This window comes from Ferrovibrio sp. (assembly GCF_036381655.1).
Lineage (GTDB): Bacteria > Pseudomonadota > Alphaproteobacteria > Ferrovibrionales > Ferrovibrionaceae > Ferrovibrio.
In genome coordinates this window covers 20391-39556 of sequence record NZ_DASVCJ010000023.1, presented here as the reverse complement: position 1 = coordinate 39556, position 19166 = coordinate 20391, and the positions used below count along the sequence as shown (strand labels likewise).

At 64.3% G+C, this 19166-nt stretch carries 19 protein-coding genes; 13 read left to right on the top strand and 6 right to left on the bottom strand.

Features of this window, described 5'->3' with window-relative positions; all coding sequences use genetic code 11:
* Window positions 1–234 precede the first annotated feature (234 nt).
* The 5 genes from leuA (at window position 235) to VF194_RS04640 (ending at window position 5030) form a co-directional block, all read left to right on the top strand.
* The gene (gene leuA, locus VF194_RS04660) at window positions 235–1923 is read left to right on the top strand and encodes a 2-isopropylmalate synthase (protein ID WP_330888516.1); all 1689 of its coding nucleotides are present in this window, start codon (window positions 235–237) and stop codon (window positions 1921–1923) included.
* Window positions 1924–2049: 126 nt separating this feature from the next.
* Window positions 2050–2571: a ubiquinone anaerobic biosynthesis accessory factor UbiT gene (ubiT, locus tag VF194_RS04655; RefSeq protein WP_330888514.1), complete on the top strand. Its 522-nt coding sequence runs from the start codon at window positions 2050–2052 to the stop codon at window positions 2569–2571.
* The gene (gene ubiU, locus VF194_RS04650) at window positions 2568–3566 is read left to right on the top strand and encodes a ubiquinone anaerobic biosynthesis protein UbiU (protein WP_330888512.1); all 999 of its coding nucleotides are present in this window, start codon (window positions 2568–2570) and stop codon (window positions 3564–3566) included. Before ubiT ends, ubiU begins: the two co-directional genes overlap by 4 nt.
* Window positions 3563–4498, top strand: coding sequence for a ubiquinone anaerobic biosynthesis protein UbiV (gene ubiV / locus VF194_RS04645; protein WP_330888510.1), 936 nt, complete (start codon window positions 3563–3565; stop codon window positions 4496–4498). The genes ubiU and ubiV overlap by 4 nt, the downstream gene beginning before the upstream one ends.
* 193 nt (window positions 4499–4691) lie before the next feature.
* Window positions 4692–5030 (top strand): P-II family nitrogen regulator, encoded by a 339-nt coding sequence (locus VF194_RS04640; protein ID WP_330888508.1) that lies wholly within the window; start codon window positions 4692–4694, stop codon window positions 5028–5030.
* A gap of 77 nt (window positions 5031–5107) precedes the next feature.
* Here VF194_RS04640 and VF194_RS04635 read toward each other — a convergent pair whose 3' ends face one another.
* From VF194_RS04635 to VF194_RS04625, 3 genes are read right to left on the bottom strand one after another with little or no spacing between them, the layout of a single operon-like run.
* A complete protein-coding gene (locus VF194_RS04635; protein WP_330888506.1) occupies window positions 5108–5983 on the bottom strand; it encodes a metal ABC transporter permease in 876 nt (291 codons plus the stop codon).
* Window positions 5984–6014: 31 nt separating this feature from the next.
* Window positions 6015–6809, bottom strand: coding sequence for an ABC transporter ATP-binding protein (locus tag VF194_RS04630; RefSeq protein ID WP_330888505.1), 795 nt, complete (start codon window positions 6807–6809; stop codon window positions 6015–6017).
* A complete protein-coding gene (locus VF194_RS04625) occupies window positions 6806–6943 on the bottom strand; it encodes a hypothetical protein (protein WP_330888502.1) in 138 nt (45 codons plus the stop codon). Before VF194_RS04625 ends, VF194_RS04630 begins: the two co-directional genes overlap by 4 nt.
* A gap of 265 nt (window positions 6944–7208) precedes the next feature.
* Here VF194_RS04625 and VF194_RS04620 point away from each other — a divergent pair, with 265 nt between their 5' ends.
* Both VF194_RS04620 and VF194_RS04615 read left to right on the top strand, forming a co-directional pair.
* Window positions 7209–9170 carry a penicillin-binding protein 1A gene (locus VF194_RS04620; protein WP_330888500.1) on the top strand — a complete coding sequence of 654 codons (1962 nt, stop codon included), beginning with the start codon at window positions 7209–7211 and terminating at the stop codon, window positions 9168–9170.
* 1 nt (window position 9171) lies between these two features.
* The gene (locus VF194_RS04615) at window positions 9172–10236 is read left to right on the top strand and encodes an alpha/beta hydrolase family protein (RefSeq protein WP_330888498.1); all 1065 of its coding nucleotides are present in this window, start codon (window positions 9172–9174) and stop codon (window positions 10234–10236) included.
* On the opposite strand, the gene VF194_RS04610 is transcribed toward VF194_RS04615, so the two are convergent.
* Both VF194_RS04610 and VF194_RS04605 read right to left on the bottom strand, forming a co-directional pair.
* Window positions 10211–11422, bottom strand: coding sequence for a multidrug effflux MFS transporter (locus VF194_RS04610; protein WP_330888496.1), 1212 nt, complete (start codon window positions 11420–11422; stop codon window positions 10211–10213). The genes VF194_RS04615 and VF194_RS04610 overlap by 26 nt on opposite strands.
* 5 nt (window positions 11423–11427) lie before the next feature.
* On the bottom strand, window positions 11428–12393 hold the full coding sequence (locus VF194_RS04605) for a SprT family zinc-dependent metalloprotease (RefSeq protein WP_330888494.1): 966 nt from the start codon (window positions 12391–12393) through the stop codon (window positions 11428–11430).
* Window positions 12394–12396: 3 nt separating this feature from the next.
* Between VF194_RS04605 and ugpB the strand changes: the two genes are divergently transcribed.
* The 4 genes from ugpB (at window position 12397) to VF194_RS04585 (ending at window position 16498) form a co-directional block, all read left to right on the top strand.
* Window positions 12397–13614 carry a sn-glycerol-3-phosphate ABC transporter substrate-binding protein UgpB gene (ugpB, locus tag VF194_RS04600; protein WP_330888492.1) on the top strand — a complete coding sequence of 406 codons (1218 nt, stop codon included), beginning with the start codon at window positions 12397–12399 and terminating at the stop codon, window positions 13612–13614.
* A gap of 63 nt (window positions 13615–13677) precedes the next feature.
* Window positions 13678–14559 (top strand): sn-glycerol-3-phosphate ABC transporter permease UgpA, encoded by an 882-nt coding sequence (gene ugpA / locus VF194_RS04595; RefSeq protein ID WP_330888491.1) that lies wholly within the window; start codon window positions 13678–13680, stop codon window positions 14557–14559.
* On the top strand, window positions 14559–15416 hold the full coding sequence (gene ugpE, locus VF194_RS04590; protein WP_330888489.1) for a sn-glycerol-3-phosphate ABC transporter permease UgpE: 858 nt from the start codon (window positions 14559–14561) through the stop codon (window positions 15414–15416). Before ugpA ends, ugpE begins: the two co-directional genes overlap by 1 nt.
* Window positions 15417–15418: 2 nt before the next feature.
* Window positions 15419–16498, top strand: coding sequence for a sn-glycerol-3-phosphate import ATP-binding protein UgpC (locus VF194_RS04585; protein WP_330888487.1), 1080 nt, complete (start codon window positions 15419–15421; stop codon window positions 16496–16498).
* A 14-nt stretch (window positions 16499–16512) separates the two neighbouring features.
* Here VF194_RS04585 and VF194_RS04580 read toward each other — a convergent pair whose 3' ends face one another.
* Window positions 16513–16917 carry a hypothetical protein gene (locus VF194_RS04580; RefSeq protein ID WP_330888486.1) on the bottom strand — a complete coding sequence of 135 codons (405 nt, stop codon included), beginning with the start codon at window positions 16915–16917 and terminating at the stop codon, window positions 16513–16515.
* Between the two features lie 129 nt (window positions 16918–17046).
* Between VF194_RS04580 and VF194_RS04575 the strand changes: the two genes are divergently transcribed.
* Both VF194_RS04575 and VF194_RS04570 read left to right on the top strand, forming a co-directional pair.
* Window positions 17047–18024, top strand: coding sequence for an NAD-dependent epimerase/dehydratase family protein (locus tag VF194_RS04575; protein WP_330888484.1), 978 nt, complete (start codon window positions 17047–17049; stop codon window positions 18022–18024).
* An 18-nt stretch (window positions 18025–18042) separates the two neighbouring features.
* Window positions 18043–19164: a DegT/DnrJ/EryC1/StrS family aminotransferase gene (locus tag VF194_RS04570; RefSeq protein ID WP_330888482.1), complete on the top strand. Its 1122-nt coding sequence runs from the start codon at window positions 18043–18045 to the stop codon at window positions 19162–19164.
* Window positions 19165–19166 lie beyond the last annotated feature (2 nt).

Sequence of the window (19166 nt, the reverse complement as noted above, 5' to 3'; positions counted from 1 at the left end):
CGCGTGTCTGTCGAACCAGTCGGTCGGTTTCCATGTCCATATTTCCGCAAATCGCTGTTTTCCCCCGCTTCGCAGCCTGCGATTCCGTTCCAGGCCGGTTTGCGCCTGCGCTCCTGACCCTTCTCCTTCCGGCGCTTCGACTTATCGGCGGCCGCTGAGCCCGCGGGCCCCTCGGCGGCCGTAATCCGGCCCTTATCCGTCGAACGCCAACCCTTTTCGCCTCAGGAGCGAATCATGAATCCCATGCCCTTTCACAAGTACCGACCGTTCCAGCCCGTTCACCTGCCGGACCGGACCTGGCCGAACAGGACCATCACCGAGGCGCCGATCTGGTGCAGCGTCGATCTGCGCGACGGCAATCAGGCGCTGATCGAGCCGATGGGGCCGGAACGCAAACGCCGGATGTTCGAAACCCTGGTGCAGCTCGGCTTCAAGGAGATCGAGGTCGGCTTTCCCGCCGCCTCCGATACCGACTTCGGCTTCGTGCGCCAGATCATCGAGGAAAACCTCATCCCCGATGATGTCACCATCCAGGTGCTGACCCAGGCGCGGCCGGAACTGATCATTCGCACCTTCGAGGCGCTGAAAGGCGCCCGGCGCGCCATCGTGCACCTGTACAACTCGACCTCGACCCTGCAGCGTCGCGTCGTCTTCGGCCTCGATCAGGCCGGCATCACCCAGATCGCCGTCGACGGCGCGAAACTGGTCAAGCAGCTTGCCGATGCGGCGCCGGAGACCGACTGGATCTTCCAGTATTCGCCGGAAAGCTTCACCGGCACCGAGCTCGACTATGCCGTCGAGATCTGCGAGGCGGTGATGGATGTCTATCAGCCGACGCCGCAGAAGCGGATGATCATCAACCTGCCGGCTACGGTGGAGATGAGTACGCCGAACATCTATGCCGACCAGATCGAGTATTTCCTGCGCAAGGTGAAGAACCGCGATTGCATCATCCTCAGTCTGCATCCGCATAACGACCGCGGCACCGGCGTGGCCGCCGCCGAGCTGGGCGTCATGGCCGGCGCCGACCGCGTCGAGGGGACTCTGTTCGGCAACGGCGAGCGTACCGGCAATGTCGATGTCGTGACCCTGGCGATGAACCTGTTCACCCAGGGCGTCGATCCGAAACTCGACTTCAGCGACATCACGGCGGCCGCGCGCACGGCGGAGTATTGCAATCAGTTGCCGATCCATCCGCGCCATCCTTACGTGGGCGAACTGGCGTTCACCGCCTTCTCCGGCTCGCACCAGGATGCGATCAAGAAAGGCATGACGGCGCAGGCCCAGCGCAATGACGGCATCTGGGAAGTCCCCTACCTGCCGATCGATCCGGCCGATGTCGGCCGCGCCTACGAGCCGGTGATCCGCATCAACAGCCAGTCGGGCAAGGGCGGCATCTCCTATGTGATGGAGCATGATTACGGCCTCGAACTGCCGCGCCGGCTGCAGATCGAGTTCAGCCAGGTGATCCAGAAGATTGCGGACGAAACCGGCAAGGAGATTTCGCCGCAGCTGATCTGGACGTCCTTCGAAGAGGAATACCTCTCGCAGCCGGCCGGGCGCTTCAGCTTCATCGGGCATCGCACGCTGCCCGATCCGCATAAGAGCGAACGGCGCAACCTCACCGCCAGCATCCGCGACGGACAGCAGACCATCGAATTGCAAGGTCAGGGGACGGGGCCGATCGACGCCTATATCGATGCCCTCGGCCGCCATGCCGGCATAGACATCACGCTGGTGGACTATCGCGAACATGCGATCACGCAGCGGACGGCCGATAGCGGCGCGTCCTCGGAAGCCGTGGCCTATGTCGAGGTCAAGCGGCCGGACGGACGCACGCTGTTCGGCATCGGCCGCGACCGCAATATCGTCACGGCTTCGCTGAAGGCGGTGACCTCGGCGGCCAATCGCCTGGTCGCTTAATCGCGACTCGCCATCACCTGCCTGAAGAGGAGGCCCGCAACGGCCTCCTCTTTGATGCACGTCAACGACGTTCCAGCCCAGCCCTTCTAAGTGACGCTCCTGTTCTCAGTCGGCAGGAGTGTGCAGATGATGATTGCTCGACCATCGCCCTGGCGGACCATGCCGCTGCCGCCCGGAGCGGGGCCCATCGCCGAAATTCTGCTCAACCGGCTGTCGCAACTGCTCGCCCGCCGTCATGGCACGGTACTGGACCGTCTGGCCGAATTCGCCGGCACCCGCTGCCTGATCGTCGCGCAGGACATGCCCTATCCTTTGCTCCTGACGCTGCAGACGCCGCCCGCAGCGCCGCGCGTAACGCTGCTCTCCCCTCGGGATCAGCGCAATGCCGACGCCGTCATCCGCGCCGATATCCTGACGCTCCTGCGCCTCCTGCAGGGCAAGCTGGACGGCGACGCCCTGTTTTTCTCGCGCGACCTGATCGTCGAGGGCGACATGAATGTCGTCGTCGCCCTGCGGAATGCGGTCGACGAGGCCGGCATCGACCTGATTGCCGACATCGCCGCGCAGTTCGGCCCGCTTGCCGCGCCGGCGGAGCGCATCGCCCGCCGCGCGATCGGTCTCGTCCGGACCATCCGCAGGCCAGCATGAAGACCGCTCCGCTCGAACTGGTCTGCCCGGCCGGCACGCCCGCCGCCTTGCGCGATGCCGTCGATGCCGGCGCCGATGTGGTCTATGTCGGCTTTCGCGACGAAACCAACGCCCGCAACTTTCCCGGCCTGAATTTCAGCCGCAGCGAATTGCGCGACGGCATCGCCTATGCCCATCAGCGCGGCCGCGGCGTTTTCGTCGCCATCAATACCTATGCCGCCGCCGGCAAGCAGGATGTCTGGCACCGGGCGATCGACGATGCCGCGCAACTGGGCGCCGATGCGGTGATCATCGCCGATATCGGCCTTCTGGATTACGCCGCGCAAAAGCATCCGAAGCTGCGGCTGCATCTGTCGGTGCAGGCCGCGGCCTCGCATGCGGAGGCGATCCGGTTCTACCACGAGGCTTTCAGCGTGCGGCGCGTGGTCCTGCCGCGCGTGCTGACGGTCGCCGAGATCGGGCAATTGACCAGGCGGATACCGGTCGAAACGGAGGTATTTGCCTTCGGCGGCATGTGCCCGATGGCCGAGGGCCGCTGCTCCCTGTCCTCCTATGTCACCGGCCAGTCGCCGAACCGGCAGGGCGTCTGCTCGCCAGCCAGCCATGTGCGCTACGAACAGCGCGGCGGCGCCCTCGTCTCCAAGCTGGGCGGCTCGACCATCAATGTTTTCGAGCAGAGCGAAAAAGCCGGCTATCCGACGCTGTGCAAGGGCCGCTTCGTGGTCGGCGAATATGCGAGCTACCTGTTCGAGGAGCCGACCAGCCTGAGCACCGGCGACATACTCAAGGATCTCGCCGCCGCCGGCGTGAAGGCCCTGAAGATCGAAGGGCGGCAGCGCGGCCGCGCCTATGTGGCCGAGGTGGTGCGCCAGTTCCGCAGCCTGGTCGACGGTCTTGCCGCCGGCGTTACGGTGCCGGCCGCCACCGCGGCGCTGCGGCAGCTGGCGGAAGGCCAGCAGGAAACCTCAGGCGCATACCGGAAAGATTGGCGATGACGGCTCGCTTGGTATTGGGCCCGGTCCTGTTTCACTGGCCGGCCGAACGGTTGCAGGACTTCTATGCCCGTATCGCCGATGAAGCGCCGGTCGACATCGTGCATGTCGGCGAGATCGTCTGCTCGAAACGGGCGCCCTTCGTCGATCCGGTGCTGCCGGAGATCATCGAGCGGCTGCAGCGCGGCGGCAAGGCCGTCATTCTCTCCAGCCGCGCCCTGGTGATGACCGAGCGCGAGGCCAGGATGACGGCGGATCAGATCGCCGCCACGGCAGACGATCCGGCATTGCCGATCGAAGCCAACGATATCGGTGCGCTGCGCAGTCTCGCCGGCCGGCCGCATGTCATCGGCCCCTTCGTGAACGTCTATAATGAAGGCACGCTGGACTATCTGGCCCGGCAGGGCGCGGAACGCGTCTGCCTGCCGCCGGAACTGCCCGGCGAAGCCGTCTTCGCATTGGCGGCCGCATCGCCGATGCCGCTCGAGGTTCTGGCGTTCGGACGATTGCCGCTGGCAATCTCGGCGCGATGCTTCCATGCCCGGGCCCATGGCCTGCATAAGGATTCCTGCCGCTTCGTGTGCGGCAACGATCCGGATGGCCGCTCGGTTGCGACGCTCGACGGCGAGCCGTTCCTGGCGATCAACGGCACCCAGACCATGTCGCATACCTGTCTCGATCTAAGCCGGGAGATTCCGATGCTGATGGAAGCGGGCGTTAGGTATTTCCGCCTGTCGCCGCAGAGCGTCGACATGGTCGCCGTGGCGCGCCAGTTCCGGCTGCTCCTCGACGGCAAAGCCGATCCGGGCAGTGTGGCGGAAGCGCTGGCCGGCCTGGCGCCGCAATTCCGCTTCTCCAACGGCTTCCTGCATGGCCGCGAAGGCCGCGCATTGGTCCAGGCCAAGCGAGACACCGTCAGGCCACCGATTGCCTAATATTTGAGCCTCAACGTTGAAAATCGGGCAATAATCGATTCGCTCCACTTCACGGCCGGATGCGGAGCGGGCTATAAGTGGCACCTGACCCGGCCAGCACAACCCGGCACGCTTTTTGAAGGGGGTGGCCAGACGATACAGCCGGACGGGCTGGAACCTCGAAATCGGCCGACAACGTTGAGGAGTGCGAGACATGAAACTGGTCATGGCAGTCATCAAGCCATTCAAGCTCGACGAGGTACGCGAGGCTCTTACCAGTCTGGGCGTCGAGGGTCTGACCGTCACGGAAGTGAAAGGATTCGGACGGCAGAAGGGCCATACCGAGATCTACCGTGGGGCGGAATACGCGGTGAGTTTCCTGCCCAAGGTCAAGATCGAAGTGGCGGTGAAGTCCGCCCTGGCCGACCGCGTGGTCGAAGCGATCCAGACCGCCGCCAAGACGGGGCAGATCGGCGATGGCAAGATTTTTGTCCTCGATCTCGAGAAAGCCCTCCGCATCCGCACCGGCGAGACCGACGACGACGCTCTGTGAGGTTCTTCCCTCCCCCCATGCGTGCCGCCGGAGCCGTACAGGCCGGCGGCATTTTTTTCGAGGCGGCGCCCGCTTGCCTATGCTTCCAGGTGGCGGCGATGCCAGTGCAGAATCAGGCCCTGCCGCCCGATCGCCAGCGAAATCAGATAGGCCGTGCCGGCGGCCAGCACGATGGCTGGCCCCGAGGGAATGTCGGCATAGAACGACAGCAGCAAGCCGCAATAGCCGGATAGGGCCGCCAGCAGGGCGGCGAGCGCCATGGCCGAAACCAGCGAGCGGGTCCAGTAGCGGGCCGCCGCGGCCGGCAGCATCATCAGCCCGACCGCCATCAGGCTGCCCAGCGCCTGGAACGCCGCCATCAGGTTGACGACCACCAGGCCGAGAAAGATGAAATGATAGATGGCGCCCTGCCCGCGCACGCTGCGCAGGAAATCGGGATCGAAGCCCTCGACCAGCAGGGGGCGGTATATCGCAGCCATGATCAGCAGGCTGAGGCTGGCGATGCTGCCGACCAGCAGCAGGGCCGGCCTGTCGACCGCCAGGATCGAACCGAACAGCAAATGCAGCACGTCGACGGCGGAGCCCCGGGTCGAGATCAGCGTCACGCCCAGCGCCAGCGCAATCAGGTAGAAGGCGGCGAGACTGGCGTCTTCCCGCTGATCGGTGGCGCGGGTGGCGGCGCCGGCGGCCAGGGCCACGACGAGGCCGGCGACGATGCCGCCGATGCTGATTGCCGGCAGGGAAAAGCCCGCGATCAGGAAGCCGATGGCGGCGCCCGGCAGGATCGCATGGCTCATCGCCTCGCTGAACAGACTCATCCGTCGCAGCATCAGCACCACGCCGATCGGCGCGCTGCCCAGCGCCAGTGCAAAGCAGGCCACCAGCGCCCGCCGCATGAAGGGAAAATCGGCGAAAGGCCCGGCAAGGAAGTCGTAGACCATGTTGGCGCTCATCTGCGCTTCCATCGAAAAACAAGCGCCGGGATCAGGCGGCGTGGCCGGTATGGGTGTGGGTATCGGTATGGCAAATGGCGGCCTGCTCGTCCCAGGATTCCGCCATGCGCCGGGCCGCCAGCTGATTCTCCGCCGTCAGGACGGTCTCAGCGCGGCCCCAGGCGATCAGCCGGCGCGCCAGATACAGCGCCTGGGGAAAATGCCGCCGCACCAGATCGAAATCGTGCAGGACGGCGATCACGGTGCGCCGCTCGCCATGCCAGCGCTGCAACAGGCCCAACAGGTCGGCGATGGTGCGCGCATCCAGCGCGTTGAACGGCTCGTCCAGCAGGATCACCTTCGCATCCTGCACCAGCACGCGGGCGAACATGGCGCGCTGCAGCTGGCCTACCGAGAGGCTGGCGATAGGCCGGTCCTCGAATCCTTCCAGTCCGACCGCCTGCAACGCCGTCCGCGCGGCCGCGATGCCCTTGCGTCCGACCCCGCCGAAGGCGCCGGAACGCCGCCAATGACCAAGCAGCGCCAGTTCCAGCACCGAAATCGGATAGGCCCGGTCGATATTGGCCTGCTGCGGCAGGTAGGCGATGTCGGCCGGCTGCAGATGATCGCGCTCGATCGCCCCGTCGGCGGCCGGCAGCAATCCGACGATGGCTTTCAGCAGGCTCGATTTGCCTGCTCCATTGGGCCCGACGATGGCGGTCAGCGATCCGGGGGCGAAGCGGCCGCTGACATGGTGCACCGCCGGATGCCGGTTGTAGCTGACGGTCAGATTCCGCAGCCTGATCTCGCCGGCCAGGCTCGCCATCGTTCCTGCCAAGCTGTTCATTCGCCCATCGCCCAGGCTACGGCCAGCCAGAGGATCGCCAGCAGGGGCAACAGCAGAAGCACGCGCGTCCAGGCCGAAGCGGCAAGCACCGCCACGGGGAGGTCGAACTCGGCTGTCCCTCGCAGGCTCTTCATCTGGCATCCATTGCAAATGTTATCTTATAACATATCAAATTTCATCGACCGTCAACCCTTGTTGCCCTAAACCCGACATATTCCCCTGCCAGACACCGCGGCGACCCCAAGGTCGCTCTCCTGGCCGCTCGGACTTTCCATCGAGAAGCAAATTTAAAGAGTTGAATGCCCAGTTATGGCTCGTCAGTCGCCTCGCTCATCGAGTGGTAAGAAAGCCAGCCGCAAACCAGCCCGCCGCAGCGCCAGCCGCAGCTGGCTCAGCCGATTGCTGCGCCTTGCCCTGCTGGCCGGCATCTGGGGCCTGGTCGCCCTGGCGGGGATCGTCGGCTGGTATGCCTACGACCTGCCCGACTTTGACGATCTCTATGTCGTCGAGCGGCGCAGCTCGATCACGCTGAAGGCCGCCGATGGCATGGTGCTGGCCACCTATGGCGATCTTTACGGCGAGCACCAGCCGCTGAAGGCTTTGCCGAAATACCTGCCACAGGCGCTGATCGCCACCGAGGATCGCCGCTTTTACAGCCATTTCGGCATCGACCCGATCGGCCTGGCCCGCGCCACCTACGCCAATCTGCGGGCCGGCCATGTCGTGCAGGGCGGCTCGACCCTGACGCAGCAGCTTGCCAAGAACGTCTTCCTCGACCGCGACCGCACGCTCAAGCGCAAGGTGCAGGAGCTGCTGCTCGCCTTCTGGCTGGAGCGCAAGTTCAGCAAGGACCAGATCCTGGAGATGTATCTCAACCGGGTCTATTTCGGTGCCGGCGCCTACGGCGTCGAGGCGGCGGCGGAGCGGTATTTCGACAAGCCCGCGTCGAAACTCAGCCTGGCGGAATCGGCCATGCTGATCGGCCTGCTCAAGGCGCCCTCGCGGTTCGCCCCGACCGGCAACATCAAATCCGCCCAGACCCGGGCGGCCCAGGTCGTGCGCAACATGGTCGCCGCCGGTTTCATTGGCGAAGCGACGGCGGATGCCGCCATCGCCAGGCCGGCCCAGCTCGCCCGCACGCGCACGCCCCTGCCGAGCGCGCGCTATTTCGCGGATTGGGTGGTCGATGAAATCTACCAGTTGGTCGGCCGCAGCCATCCCGATCTCGTCGTCTACACCACGCTGGACGCCCGTTTGCAGAGTCAGGCCGAGGACGCCGTCGAAACCGCGTTGGACAAGAGCGGCGAAAAGCTCAACGTTGAGCAGGCGGCGCTGGTCGCGCTGGGACCTGACGGCGCCGTGCGCGCCATGGTCGGCGGCCGGGACTATCTGGACAGCCCCTATAACCGGGCAACCCAGGCACGCCGGCAGCCCGGTTCGGCGTTCAAGCCCATCGTCTATCTGACGGCGCTGCAGAACGGTTTTACGCCGGACGATCAGGTCTTCGACGGCCCGATCAGCGTCGGCAACTGGAAGCCGCATAATTATGACGGCAAATATGCCGGCAACATCACATTGCGTGACGCCGTCGCGCGTTCGGCGAATACCGTCGCCGTGCAGGTCGATGAAAAGGTCGGCCGCGACAAGGTAATCGAGACAGCGAGGCGCCTCGGCATCACCAGCGACCTGAAGCCGGAGCCGTCGCTGGCGCTCGGCTCCTTTGAGGTCGGCGTGCTGGAGCTTACCGCCGCCTATGCGGCTTTCGCCAATGGCGGCTATGCCGTCCAGCCCTATGGCGTTCTCGCAATCCGCGATGGGCAGAACCATCTGCTGTATCGCCGTACCGAGAGCGGCGCCTATGCGCATATGATCGCCAGCGACACGCTCGGCGATCTCAACGACATGCTACACAGCGTCATCGAGTATGGCACCGGCCGCGCGGCCCAGATCGGCCGGCCGGCTGCGGGCAAGACCGGCACGACATCGGATTACCGCGATGCCTGGTTCATCGGCTATACCCCGGATCTGATCGCCGGCATCTGGGTCGGCAACGACGACAACAGCCCGACCAGGAAGGTGACCGGCGGCGGGCTGCCGGCGCAGATCTGGCACAGCTTCATGCTGCGCGCCCTGAAAGGCGTGCCGCCGCATGCCCTGCCCGAGCCGCCGCAGCGCGGTTTCAGCCTGCCTTCGCTGTGGGATCGCCTGGTGCGCACCTTCAGCGGCAAGGCCGAAGCGGCAGCGCCGCCGCCCGCCCCGCCGCCGCCAAGGCCGCCGGCCGCGGAGATCGTCGAGCCGGCTGCCCAACCGGGACAGCCGCGAATGATTTGGCAAACCGGCCCCCAGCCGGTAAACCGGTGACATGCGGTTCTGGACCATACTCCTTCTGCTGCTACTCGGTGCCGCGCGGCCGCTGCTCGCCGCCGAGAGCGTGATAAACCAGCAGGTGATCTTCACCAGCAGCGACGGCGTCCAACTGGCCGGAACGCTGACGCTCCCGGCCGAGCCGGGCACGAAAATCCCGGCCGCCATTTTCCTGCAAGGCAGCGGCCCGACGGACCGCGACGGCAACCAGCCGCCGAATATCCGCACCGACCTCATGCGTCAGATCGCCGAAGCCCTGGCGCAGCACGGCATCGCATCGCTGCGCTACGACAAGCGCGGCATGTATGCCAATGCAGCCAGCCTGCCGGCGAATACCGCCGATTACGCCGCGTTCTTCGGCTGGAACCATTTCATCGACGACGCCTACGCCGGCTACGAATTCCTGCGCAAGCAGCCGGCCATCGATCCGAACAGGATGGCTTTGCTCGGCCATTCCGAAGGCGGGTTATTGGCGCTCGATCTTGCTTCCCGCCTGCGCGGCGAAGATGCGCCGCACGCATTGGTGCTGATCAGCACGCCCGGACGACGGATGGATGCCGTCCTGCGCGATCAGATCGAGCGCGCGCTGAAGCAGCAGAAGGCCACGCAGCATCAGCGCCGTTTCTACCTCGCCGCCAACGACCGCATCGTCAAGGCGATCCGGGATACCGGCAAAGTTCCCGACGACGTTCCGACGGGCCTCGCCGCCTTCTATCCGTCTTACATCGGGCCGTTCTGGCAAGCAGTCATGCGGCTGGACCCTTTGCGGCTGGCGCGGAATTTCAACGGGCCGGTTCTATTGCTACAAGGCGAAGCCGACCGGCAAATCTCGACCGAAAAGGATGCGCTGGCTCTCGATCAGGCGTTGCAGCAGCGCCCCGACGATGACCATGCCCTGATCACCCTGCCTCAGACCAGCCACAACCTGAAGCCGCTGCGCGGCGAAGAGGATGCCGGTCTGGAAGGCGAATTGGATCCCGAGTTGCTGCGCCGCCTGGAGAACTGGCTGCTCAGCAAACTGCCGCCCGACGAGCCCTCTACTGCGGCCGTCGGCGCAAGATGATGGCATACGACAGAAAGGTCGCGGCGCCCATCGCGGCCATCGCATAGCTCAGCGGCAAGGCCGTCGCATCGAGCGTATGGCCGACCAGAATGCCGGTGACCGCACCGACCGTCATCTGAATGAACCCCATCAGCGAAGCGGCACTGCCGGCCATCCGCGGGAATGGCTGCAGCGCACCGGCCTGCCCCTGCGGCATGGTCAGGCCGAGACCGGCCGTATAGAGCATGACGGGCCCGATCAGGCTGAACCAATGCCAGTGCAGGCCTTCGGCCCAGGCATAGGTTTGCAGCAGCGCCAGCATGCCGCCGCCGCAGGCGCAGAAGATCGTCCCCAGCCGCAACATCGCATCGACGCCGGGCCGCGCGGTCAGCCGGGCGCCCAGCATCCCGCCGCAGATATAGCCGAACACCGTCAACGCGAAACAGAAACCGAATACCGTCTCTCCGACCCCGAAGACACGGCTCAACGTGAACGAAGAGCCGGAGATGAAGGCGAACATGCCGCCATAGGAGAACGCGACGCACAGCACATAGCCGCAATAGCGCCGATGCCGGATCAGGGCGGCGAAGTTGCGCAGCATCGGTCCGACCGCGATCGCCGCCGGATTGCGGTGCCTGTTGCTTTCCGTCAGGAACAGCAGCACGCAAACCCCAAGCAGCAAGCCCGCCGTCGCCATGGCGAGGAAATTGGCCTGCCAGCCGAACCACACCTGCAGATAGCCGCCGAAGATCGGCGCCACCGCCGGGGTAAGGCCGAGCACCATCGCCATCATCGACAGCGCCCTGGCCGCCTGGGCCCCCTCGTAAAAATCGCGCGCGATGGCGCGGCCAAGGACAACGCCCGCGCAGGCCCCCAGCGCCTGCAGAAAACGCCACAGGATCAGCCATTCGATGCTGCCGGCGAAGGCGCAGCCGACCGAGGCGGCGGTGAAGATTGCGATCCCTGTCAGCAAGGTCGGCCGGCGGCCGTAGCGGTCCGATACCGGCCCGTAGACCAATTGCGTCACGGCGAAGCCGGCGAGAAACGCGCTCAGCGTCAGCTGCACTTCGGCCGCATCGGCGCCGAAGACGGCCGCCATCGCCGGCAGCGACGGCAGATACATATCCGTACTCAGCGGCCCAAGGGCCGTCACGCAGCCCAGCAACACGACCAGGGCCACGGAGTCGCGCGGCAGCGCCCGCATCATGTCAGTCAGCCATGCAGATGCAGCGCCGCGCCATGCCGGCGCAGCCAGGTCCGCGCCGCACGCAATTCGCTTTCGCCGCCCAGCAATTGCGCGCAGAGCCGCCAGAAAGCGATGCTGTGATCCATATGTTTCAAATGCGCAACTTCATGCGCCACCAGATATCGCGCGACTGCCGCGGGCGCCAGCATCAGGCGCCAGGAAAAGGACAGGTTGCCATGCGCCGAGCAACTGCCCCACCGGCTTTGCGTATCGCGGACGGTGACCCGCTTGACCGCCACGCCCAGGCCGACCGCCATGTCGCGGGCGGCGGCGCCAAATTCTTCGCGCGCGCGGCGCTTGAGCCAGTCGCGCAGGCGGCGCGGCAGATGTTCGCTTCGGCCGCTGACGTGGATCTCCTGCCCCTCCACCCAGACGCCACCCCGCGCATCGGGGCGGTGGCGGATTATGTGCGGTGCACCGTAAAGCGGGAGCACGGCACCGTCCTGCCAAACCTGGACGGCCGGCCGCTCATCCTGGCGAGCCAGAATCCAATTGGCATGTTCGGTGACGAATTGCTGTCCGGATCGCAAGCTGGCCCGTACGGGCAGCACGAGGACCACGGCACCGTCACGCGGCATGACCCGCAGCAGCATACGACGGGCGCGGGTATCGCGCCGGACCTGGAAAGGGAAGCTGCGCCCGCCGAGGATCAGCCGATCCTCATTGATTTGCACAGATGCGGAATAAGGCTTGGTCAACCCGAGGTCCTTGTCATATAACTGTAACACAGACGACTCAAGACTGCAGTCGATGGAACCGTAAAAAAAGTCGCCTCTCCCGACTCGGGTGGGATTATTAGCATTGGAGACAACAATATGAAATCGACAGGGAAACTCGCCCGCGCGGCGCTCGCACTGTTCGCTGGCACGGCCATGATAGCCGGTGCTGGCGGTGCGGTCGCACAGGAGCGCATCGAGATCCAGTGGTGGCACGCCATGGCTGGCGCCCGCGGAGAATTGCTCAATCAGATCGTGGACGGGTTCAATAAAGGGCAGGACAAGTACAAGGTCATCGCCACGAACAAGGGCAATTATCCGGAAGCCATGACTGCGGCCATGGCCGCCTTCCGCGCCGGCAAGCCCCCCCATCTGCTGCAGGTCTTCGAAGTCGGCACCGGCACCATGATGGCGGCCCGCGGGGCGATCAAGCCGGTCTATCAGCTGATGGCGGAGAACGGCTACAAGTTCGATCCGGCCTCGTACATCGCGTCGGTGACCGGCTACTACAGCACGTCGGACGGCAAGATGCTGTCCTTCCCGTTCAATTCCTCGACGCCGGTGATGTATTACAACAAGGACGCCTTCGAGAAGGCCGGCCTTGATCCGAACAAGCCGCCGAAGACCTGGCAGGAATTCGAGCCGGTGCTGAAAAAGCTGAAGGCGTCCGGCAGCTCCTGCCCGTTCGTCTCCAACTGGCAAACCTGGATTCAGCTGGAGAATTTCTCGGCCCTGCACAATGTGCCCTTCGCGACCAAGGCGAACGGCATGAATGGGCTGGATACCGAACTGAAGTTCAACAGCCCCCTGCATGTGCGCCACATCACCAACCTCGCCAACTGGATGAAGGAAGGCCTGATGGTCTATGGCGGGCGCAAGAACGAGTCGACCGGCCGGTTCGTTTCCGGCGAATGCGCCATCCTGATGGAAAGCTCGGCGGGCTATGCCTCCTTCACCAAGAACAAGTTCAAATGGGGCATCAGCATGCTGCCCTATTACTCCGACGTGAAGGGCGCGCCGCAGAACTCGATCATCGGCGGCGCCTCGCTCTGGGTCCTGGCCAAGCATACGGCGAAGGAATACAAGGGCGTGGCCGCCTTCCTGGACTACCTTTCCTCGCCGGAAATCCAGAGCTGGTGGCATAAGAACAGCGGTTATCTGCCGATTACCCCGGCCGCCTACGAGCTGACCAAAAGCTCGGGCTTCTACACGGCCAATCCGGGCACTGACATCTCGGTCAAGCAGATGACCCTGCATCCCCCGACGGAGAACTCCAAGGGCCTGCGACTCGGCAACTTCGTCCAGATCCGCGATGTGATGGACGAGGAACTGGAGGCCGTCTGGGCGGGCAAGAAGTCGCCCAAGGAAGCGCTGGACGAGGCAGTGGAGCGTGGCAACCGCCTGCTCCGCCAGTTCGAGCGCGACGCAAAGCGGTAACAACGTTCTGAAGGGAAAGCCCGCGCCTTGACTTTATAAGGTGCGGGCTTTTTCTATGCCCCCATGGAAAAACGAGTCGTCTTTCATAATAAGTTCCTGCCGTATCTGCTGGTCGCGCCGCAGATCGCAATCACCGTGATCTTCTTCTTCTGGCCCGCCAGCCAGGCGATCATCCAGTCGATGCAGCGCGAAGACGCCTTCGGCATTTCCAGCCATTTCGTCGGACTGGACAATTTCATCCTGCTGTTCCAGGACGAATACTATCTTCATTCCTTCCAGATCACCGCGCTGTTCAGCTCGCTGGTGACCGTGATCGGCCTGAGCCTGTCGCTGCTGCTTGCCGTCACCGCCGATCGCCTGGTGCGGGGCACCACCATCTACAAGACCCTGCTGATCTGGCCCTATGCGGTTGCCCCCGCCGTTGCCGGCGCGCTCTGGGGCTTCGTCTTTCTGCCCGGCCCCGGCATCATCGCCTATCTGGTCGAGCAGATGGGCGTCGACTGGAATTTCCAGCTCAATGGCGGGCAGGCGATGCTGGTCGTCGTGATCGCGGCGACCTGGAAGCAGATTTCCTATAATTTCCTGTTCTTCCTGGCGGGGCTGCAATCGATCCCGAAATCGCTGATCGAGGCGGCCGCCATCGACGGCGCCAGCCCGGTGCGCCGGTTCTGGACGATCGTCCTGCCGATGCTGTCCCCGACGCTGTTCTTCCTGATCGTCGTGAACGTGGTCTACGCCTTTTTCGAGACCTTCGGCGTCATCCACTCGCTGACCCGCGGCGGCCCGGCCAAGGCGACCGAAATTCTGGTCTACAAGGTCTGGTACGACGGGTTCGAGGCGCAGGATCTCGGCGGTTCCTCGGCCCAGTCGGTCATCCTGATGGCTATCGTCATCGCCCTGACCGTCGTGCAGTTCCGTTATATCGAGCGTAAGGTCCACTACTAATGATCGAGCGCCGTCCAGTCGCCGATGCCTTCGGCCACCTGCTGTTGATCGTGACGATCATCATCGTCGCATTCCCGATCTACCTCGCGATCATCGCGGCATCGCACACCCTGCAGGGCATGTCCCAGGTGCCGATGCCGCTCCTGCCCGGCTCCGAGTTCTTCACCAATATCGCGCGCGCCCTGCTCGAAGGTCCGCAGATCGTCGGCGTCGGCCGGGGCACCTCGGCGCTCACGCTGATGTCGAACAGCCTGATCATGGCGATCGCGATCGCGGTCGGCAAAATCATCATCTCGCTGCTCTCGGCTTTCGCGATCGTCTATTTCCGCTTCCCGCTGAAGAACTTTTTCTTCTGGATGATCTTCATCACCCTGATGCTGCCGGTCGAGGTACGCATCATCCCGACCTACAAGGTGGTGGCCGATCTCGGCATGCTCGATACCTATACCGGCCTGGTCCTGCCGCTGATCGCGTCGGCCACCGCCACTTTCCTGTTCCGCCAGTTCTTCATGACTGTGCCGGACGAGCTGGTGGAAGCCGCCCGTATCGACGGCGCCGGCCCGATGCGCTTTTTCTGGGACGTGCTGGTCCCCTTGAGCCGCACCAGCATCGCCGCCATGTTCGTGATCCAGTTCATTTACGGGTGGAACCAGTATCTCTGGCCGCTGCTGATCGCCGCCGAACCGGAATACCAGACCATCGTTCTGGCCATCGGCCGCCTCATGCGGGCGCCCGATGCCTACGAAGAATGGCCATTGATCATGGGAATGGCATTTCTCGCGCTGCTGCCGCCGGTGCTCGTCGTCGTGTTGATGCAGCGCTGGTTCGTCAAAGGTCTTGTTGAAACGGAAAAGTAGTCATGGCGAAAGTGACGCTGAAAGGCGTGAAGAAGAATTACGGCCCGGTCAAGGCCATCCATGGCATCGACATGGACATCGCCGATGGCGAGTTCATCGTCATCGTCGGTCCGTCCGGCTGCGGCAAATCGACCTTGCTGCGCATGATCGCCGGCCTGGAGGCGATCACCGAGGGAGAGATCGCCATCGGCGATCGCGTCGTTAATAACATCGAGCCGCGCGATCGCGACATTGCGATGGTGTTCCAGAATTATGCGCTCTACCCGCATATGAGCGTCTACGAGAACATGTCCTATGGCCTGCGCATTCGCGGCATGAGCAAATCGGACATCGAAAAGCGCGTTCAGCAGGCCGCCGAAATCCTGCAATTGCAGCCGTATCTGCAGCGCAAGCCGCGCGAGCTTTCAGGCGGCCAGCGCCAGCGCGTGGCCATGGGCCGCGCCATCGTCCGCGAGCCGAGCGTGTTCCTGTTCGACGAGCCGCTCAGCAACCTGGACGCCAAGCTGCGCGTCCAGATGCGGCTCGAGATCAAGCGGCTGCATCAGCAGCTCGGCGTGACGTCGATCTACGTTACCCATGATCAGGTCGAAGCGATGACGCTCGCCGACCGGCTGGTTGTCATGAATCTGGGGCGGGCCGATCAGATCGGAACGCCGCAGGAGGTCTACAACAAGCCGGCCACCACCTATGTCGGCAGCTTCATCGGCTTGCCCGCGATGAACTTCCTGACCTGCGAGATCGCCGGCACCCCCGGCAATCTCGAGGCGAAACTGCGTGACGGGACCAGACTGGCACTTCCAAGCGGCTGGACGGTCCCGGCGGGGGAATACACCCTGGGGATTCGTCCGGAGCAGTTGCGGATCGCCCGCCAGGGAGAGGCGGCGCAGATCCAGCTGGATGTCGATGTGGCGGAGGAACTCGGCGCGGATACGCTGCTGCACGGCAAGATCGCCGGGGAGGACCTGGTCGCCCGGGTTCCCAGCCATGCGGGCTATCACGATCATTCCAAGCCCGGCCTGATCGCCGACCTTGCCCATGCCCATCTTTTCGATCGCGACAGCGGGCTGCGGATCGCCCTCTAGGGTCGCCAGGCGGCTCAATAGATCTTGATCTCGCCGAGGTAACGGTCGTCCTTGAGCAGATTGGGGCGCGCCTCCTGTGCGGCGCGGCTCAGCGCGCCGCAGCTATAGGTGGCCCGGATCGGCGCGGCCAGCGAGCAGGCATAAAGATCGCTGCCGTTATAGAAGAGCTGCGGATCGGTGCAGTTCTCGCGTACCAGCTGCCGCACCTGCTCAGCGTTGTGGAGCATTTTGTTGTAACAGATGGAAAGATAGGGCCGTCCGGTCCTGGTGTCGGTCAGCGGCACCCGGCTGGGAATGTCGATCTTTCCGCTGTCCGATGGCATCCAGCGGCCGATATAGTAGGGTTCGGATACGGGCCCGGCGCAACCGGCCAGCACGATACCGATCCAGACGATGGCAAGCGATCCGCTGAAACGCATGGCTCCTCCTGCCGCCACTTTGCCTCGCCCGAAAAAGAGCGGCAAGCCCGACCGCTGACAGGCCATACCGATTTCGGCCATAATTTATCGCCAGAAAATTGGGAATCGGCTTTCCCGCTCGAGGCTAAAATGACATGGCGCAATGTTCCGGTGGTTGTCACCGGCGGAATGGGCTTCATTGGCTCCAATCTGGTCCTCCATCTGGCGGGCCTCGGCGCCAGGGTCACGGTGATCGACCGCATGCTGGCCCAGTATGGCGCCAATCCCTTCAATCTTTCGGGCGCCCCCGGGAACGTTCAACTCATCGAAGCCGATATCGGCGCCGAAAGCGCCATAGCCGATTCCGTCGGAGGCGCCGCGGTCATCTTCAACCTGGCCGGCCAGACCTCGCATATGGATTCGATGCTGCAGCCCCTGGAAGATCTGCGGCTCAATCAGGAAGCCAATCTGCGTTTTCTCGAACTGGTACGGCGGACCAACCCGCAGGCCCGGCTGATCTACAGCTCGACCCGGCAATTCTACGGCCCGCCGCGCTATCTGCCAGTCGACGAGGCCCATCCGATCGCGTCGCCCGACATCAACGGCATCCATAAATACGCCGCTGAATCCTATCATTTGCTCTATGCCCGCGTGTACGGCCTGCGCGCCACGGCCCTGCGCCTGACCAACGTCTTCGGTCCGCGCATGCGCATCCGCGATGCCAAGCAGACCTTTCTGGGGGTCTGGATCCGGCATGTCATCGAAAATGGCCGGTTCGAGGTCTGGGGCGGTACGCAGAAGCGCGACTTCACCTATATCGCAGACCTGATCTCCGCCCTGCTGGCGGCTGCCGAGCAGGACGGAACCATCGGACAGGCCTACAATGTCGGCGGCTGCCCGCCGGTGACGCTGCTCGATCTGGCAAAAACCATGGTCCGCGTGGCCGGCAACGGCGGTTACGACGTGCGGGAATTCCCGGCCGAGCGCAAGAAGATCGATATCGGCGATTACGTCGCGAACGATAGCGCATTTCGCAAGGCGGCTGGCTGGAAGCCGAAAACCGACTTGGCCGACGGATTGGCTGAAACGATAGCATTCTACCGGCAGCATGCCGCCCACTACATCTGAGTCGAAAGCTCGCTGACCATGATCCCACAGACCAATCCGAAAGCCGCCTATATCGCCCAGCGCGCTGACATAGACGCCGCCATCCGTCGCGTGCTGGACAGCGGCTGGTACATCCTCGGCGAAGAGGTTGCCGCTTTCGAGCGCGAGTTTGCCGCCTATTGCAGCGCCAAGCATGCCGTTGCCGTCGCCAGCGGCACCGACGCGCTGATCATCGCGCTAAGAGCGCTCGGCATCGGCCCCGGCGATTCCGTCATCACGGTTTCCCATACCGCCGTGGCGACCGTCGCCGCCATCGAGCTGACCGGCGCAACGCCGGTCCTGGTCGATGTCGACGAATACTGGACGCTCGATCCCGCCGCGCTGGAAGCATTGCTGAAGCAGTGGCCGGCCGGCGTGCCGAAGGCGAAGGCGATCATCCCGGTCCATCTTTATGGCCAGCCCGCCGCCATGCTGGCGTTGCAGCCGATTGCCGAAAAGCATGGCCTGACCATCCTGGAGGACAATTCCCAGGCTCATGGCGCCATGCTGGATGGCCGCATGGTGGGCCATTGGGGACGCGTTGCCGCCTACAGCCTCTATCCGACCAAGAATCTGGGCGCCATCGGCGATGGCGGGATCGTCACCACCGATGACGGCGCCTTGGCCGAAACCATGCGGGCGGTGCGGGAATATGGCTGGCGGCAACGCTATGTCAGCGACATCGCCGGGATGAACAGCCGGCTCGATCCGCTGCAGGCGGCCATTCTGCGGGTGAAACTGACCCGCCTGCCGGCCGATACCGCCCGGCGGCGCAGCATCGCCGAAAGCTACACCACGGGCCTGGACGGCCTATCCGGGCTGGCCCTGCCGCAAACCAGGCCGGGCGCCATGCCGGTTTATCATCAATATGTAATCGATGCCGGTGAGCGCCGCGACGAGCTGCAGGCCCGCCTGAAGGAGCGCAATATCGGCACGCTGGTGCATTACCCGATGCCCGTGCATCTGCAGCCCGCCTATCGTGGCCGCATTCCGCTCGGGCCGACCGGCCTGGCGCGTACCGAACGCGCCGCAAGAAGCGTGCTCAGCCTGCCGATGTATCCGCAGCTGCAGAATGCCGAGGTCGAATCGGTGATTGCCGCGATACGCGCCGCCTGGGGCTGAGA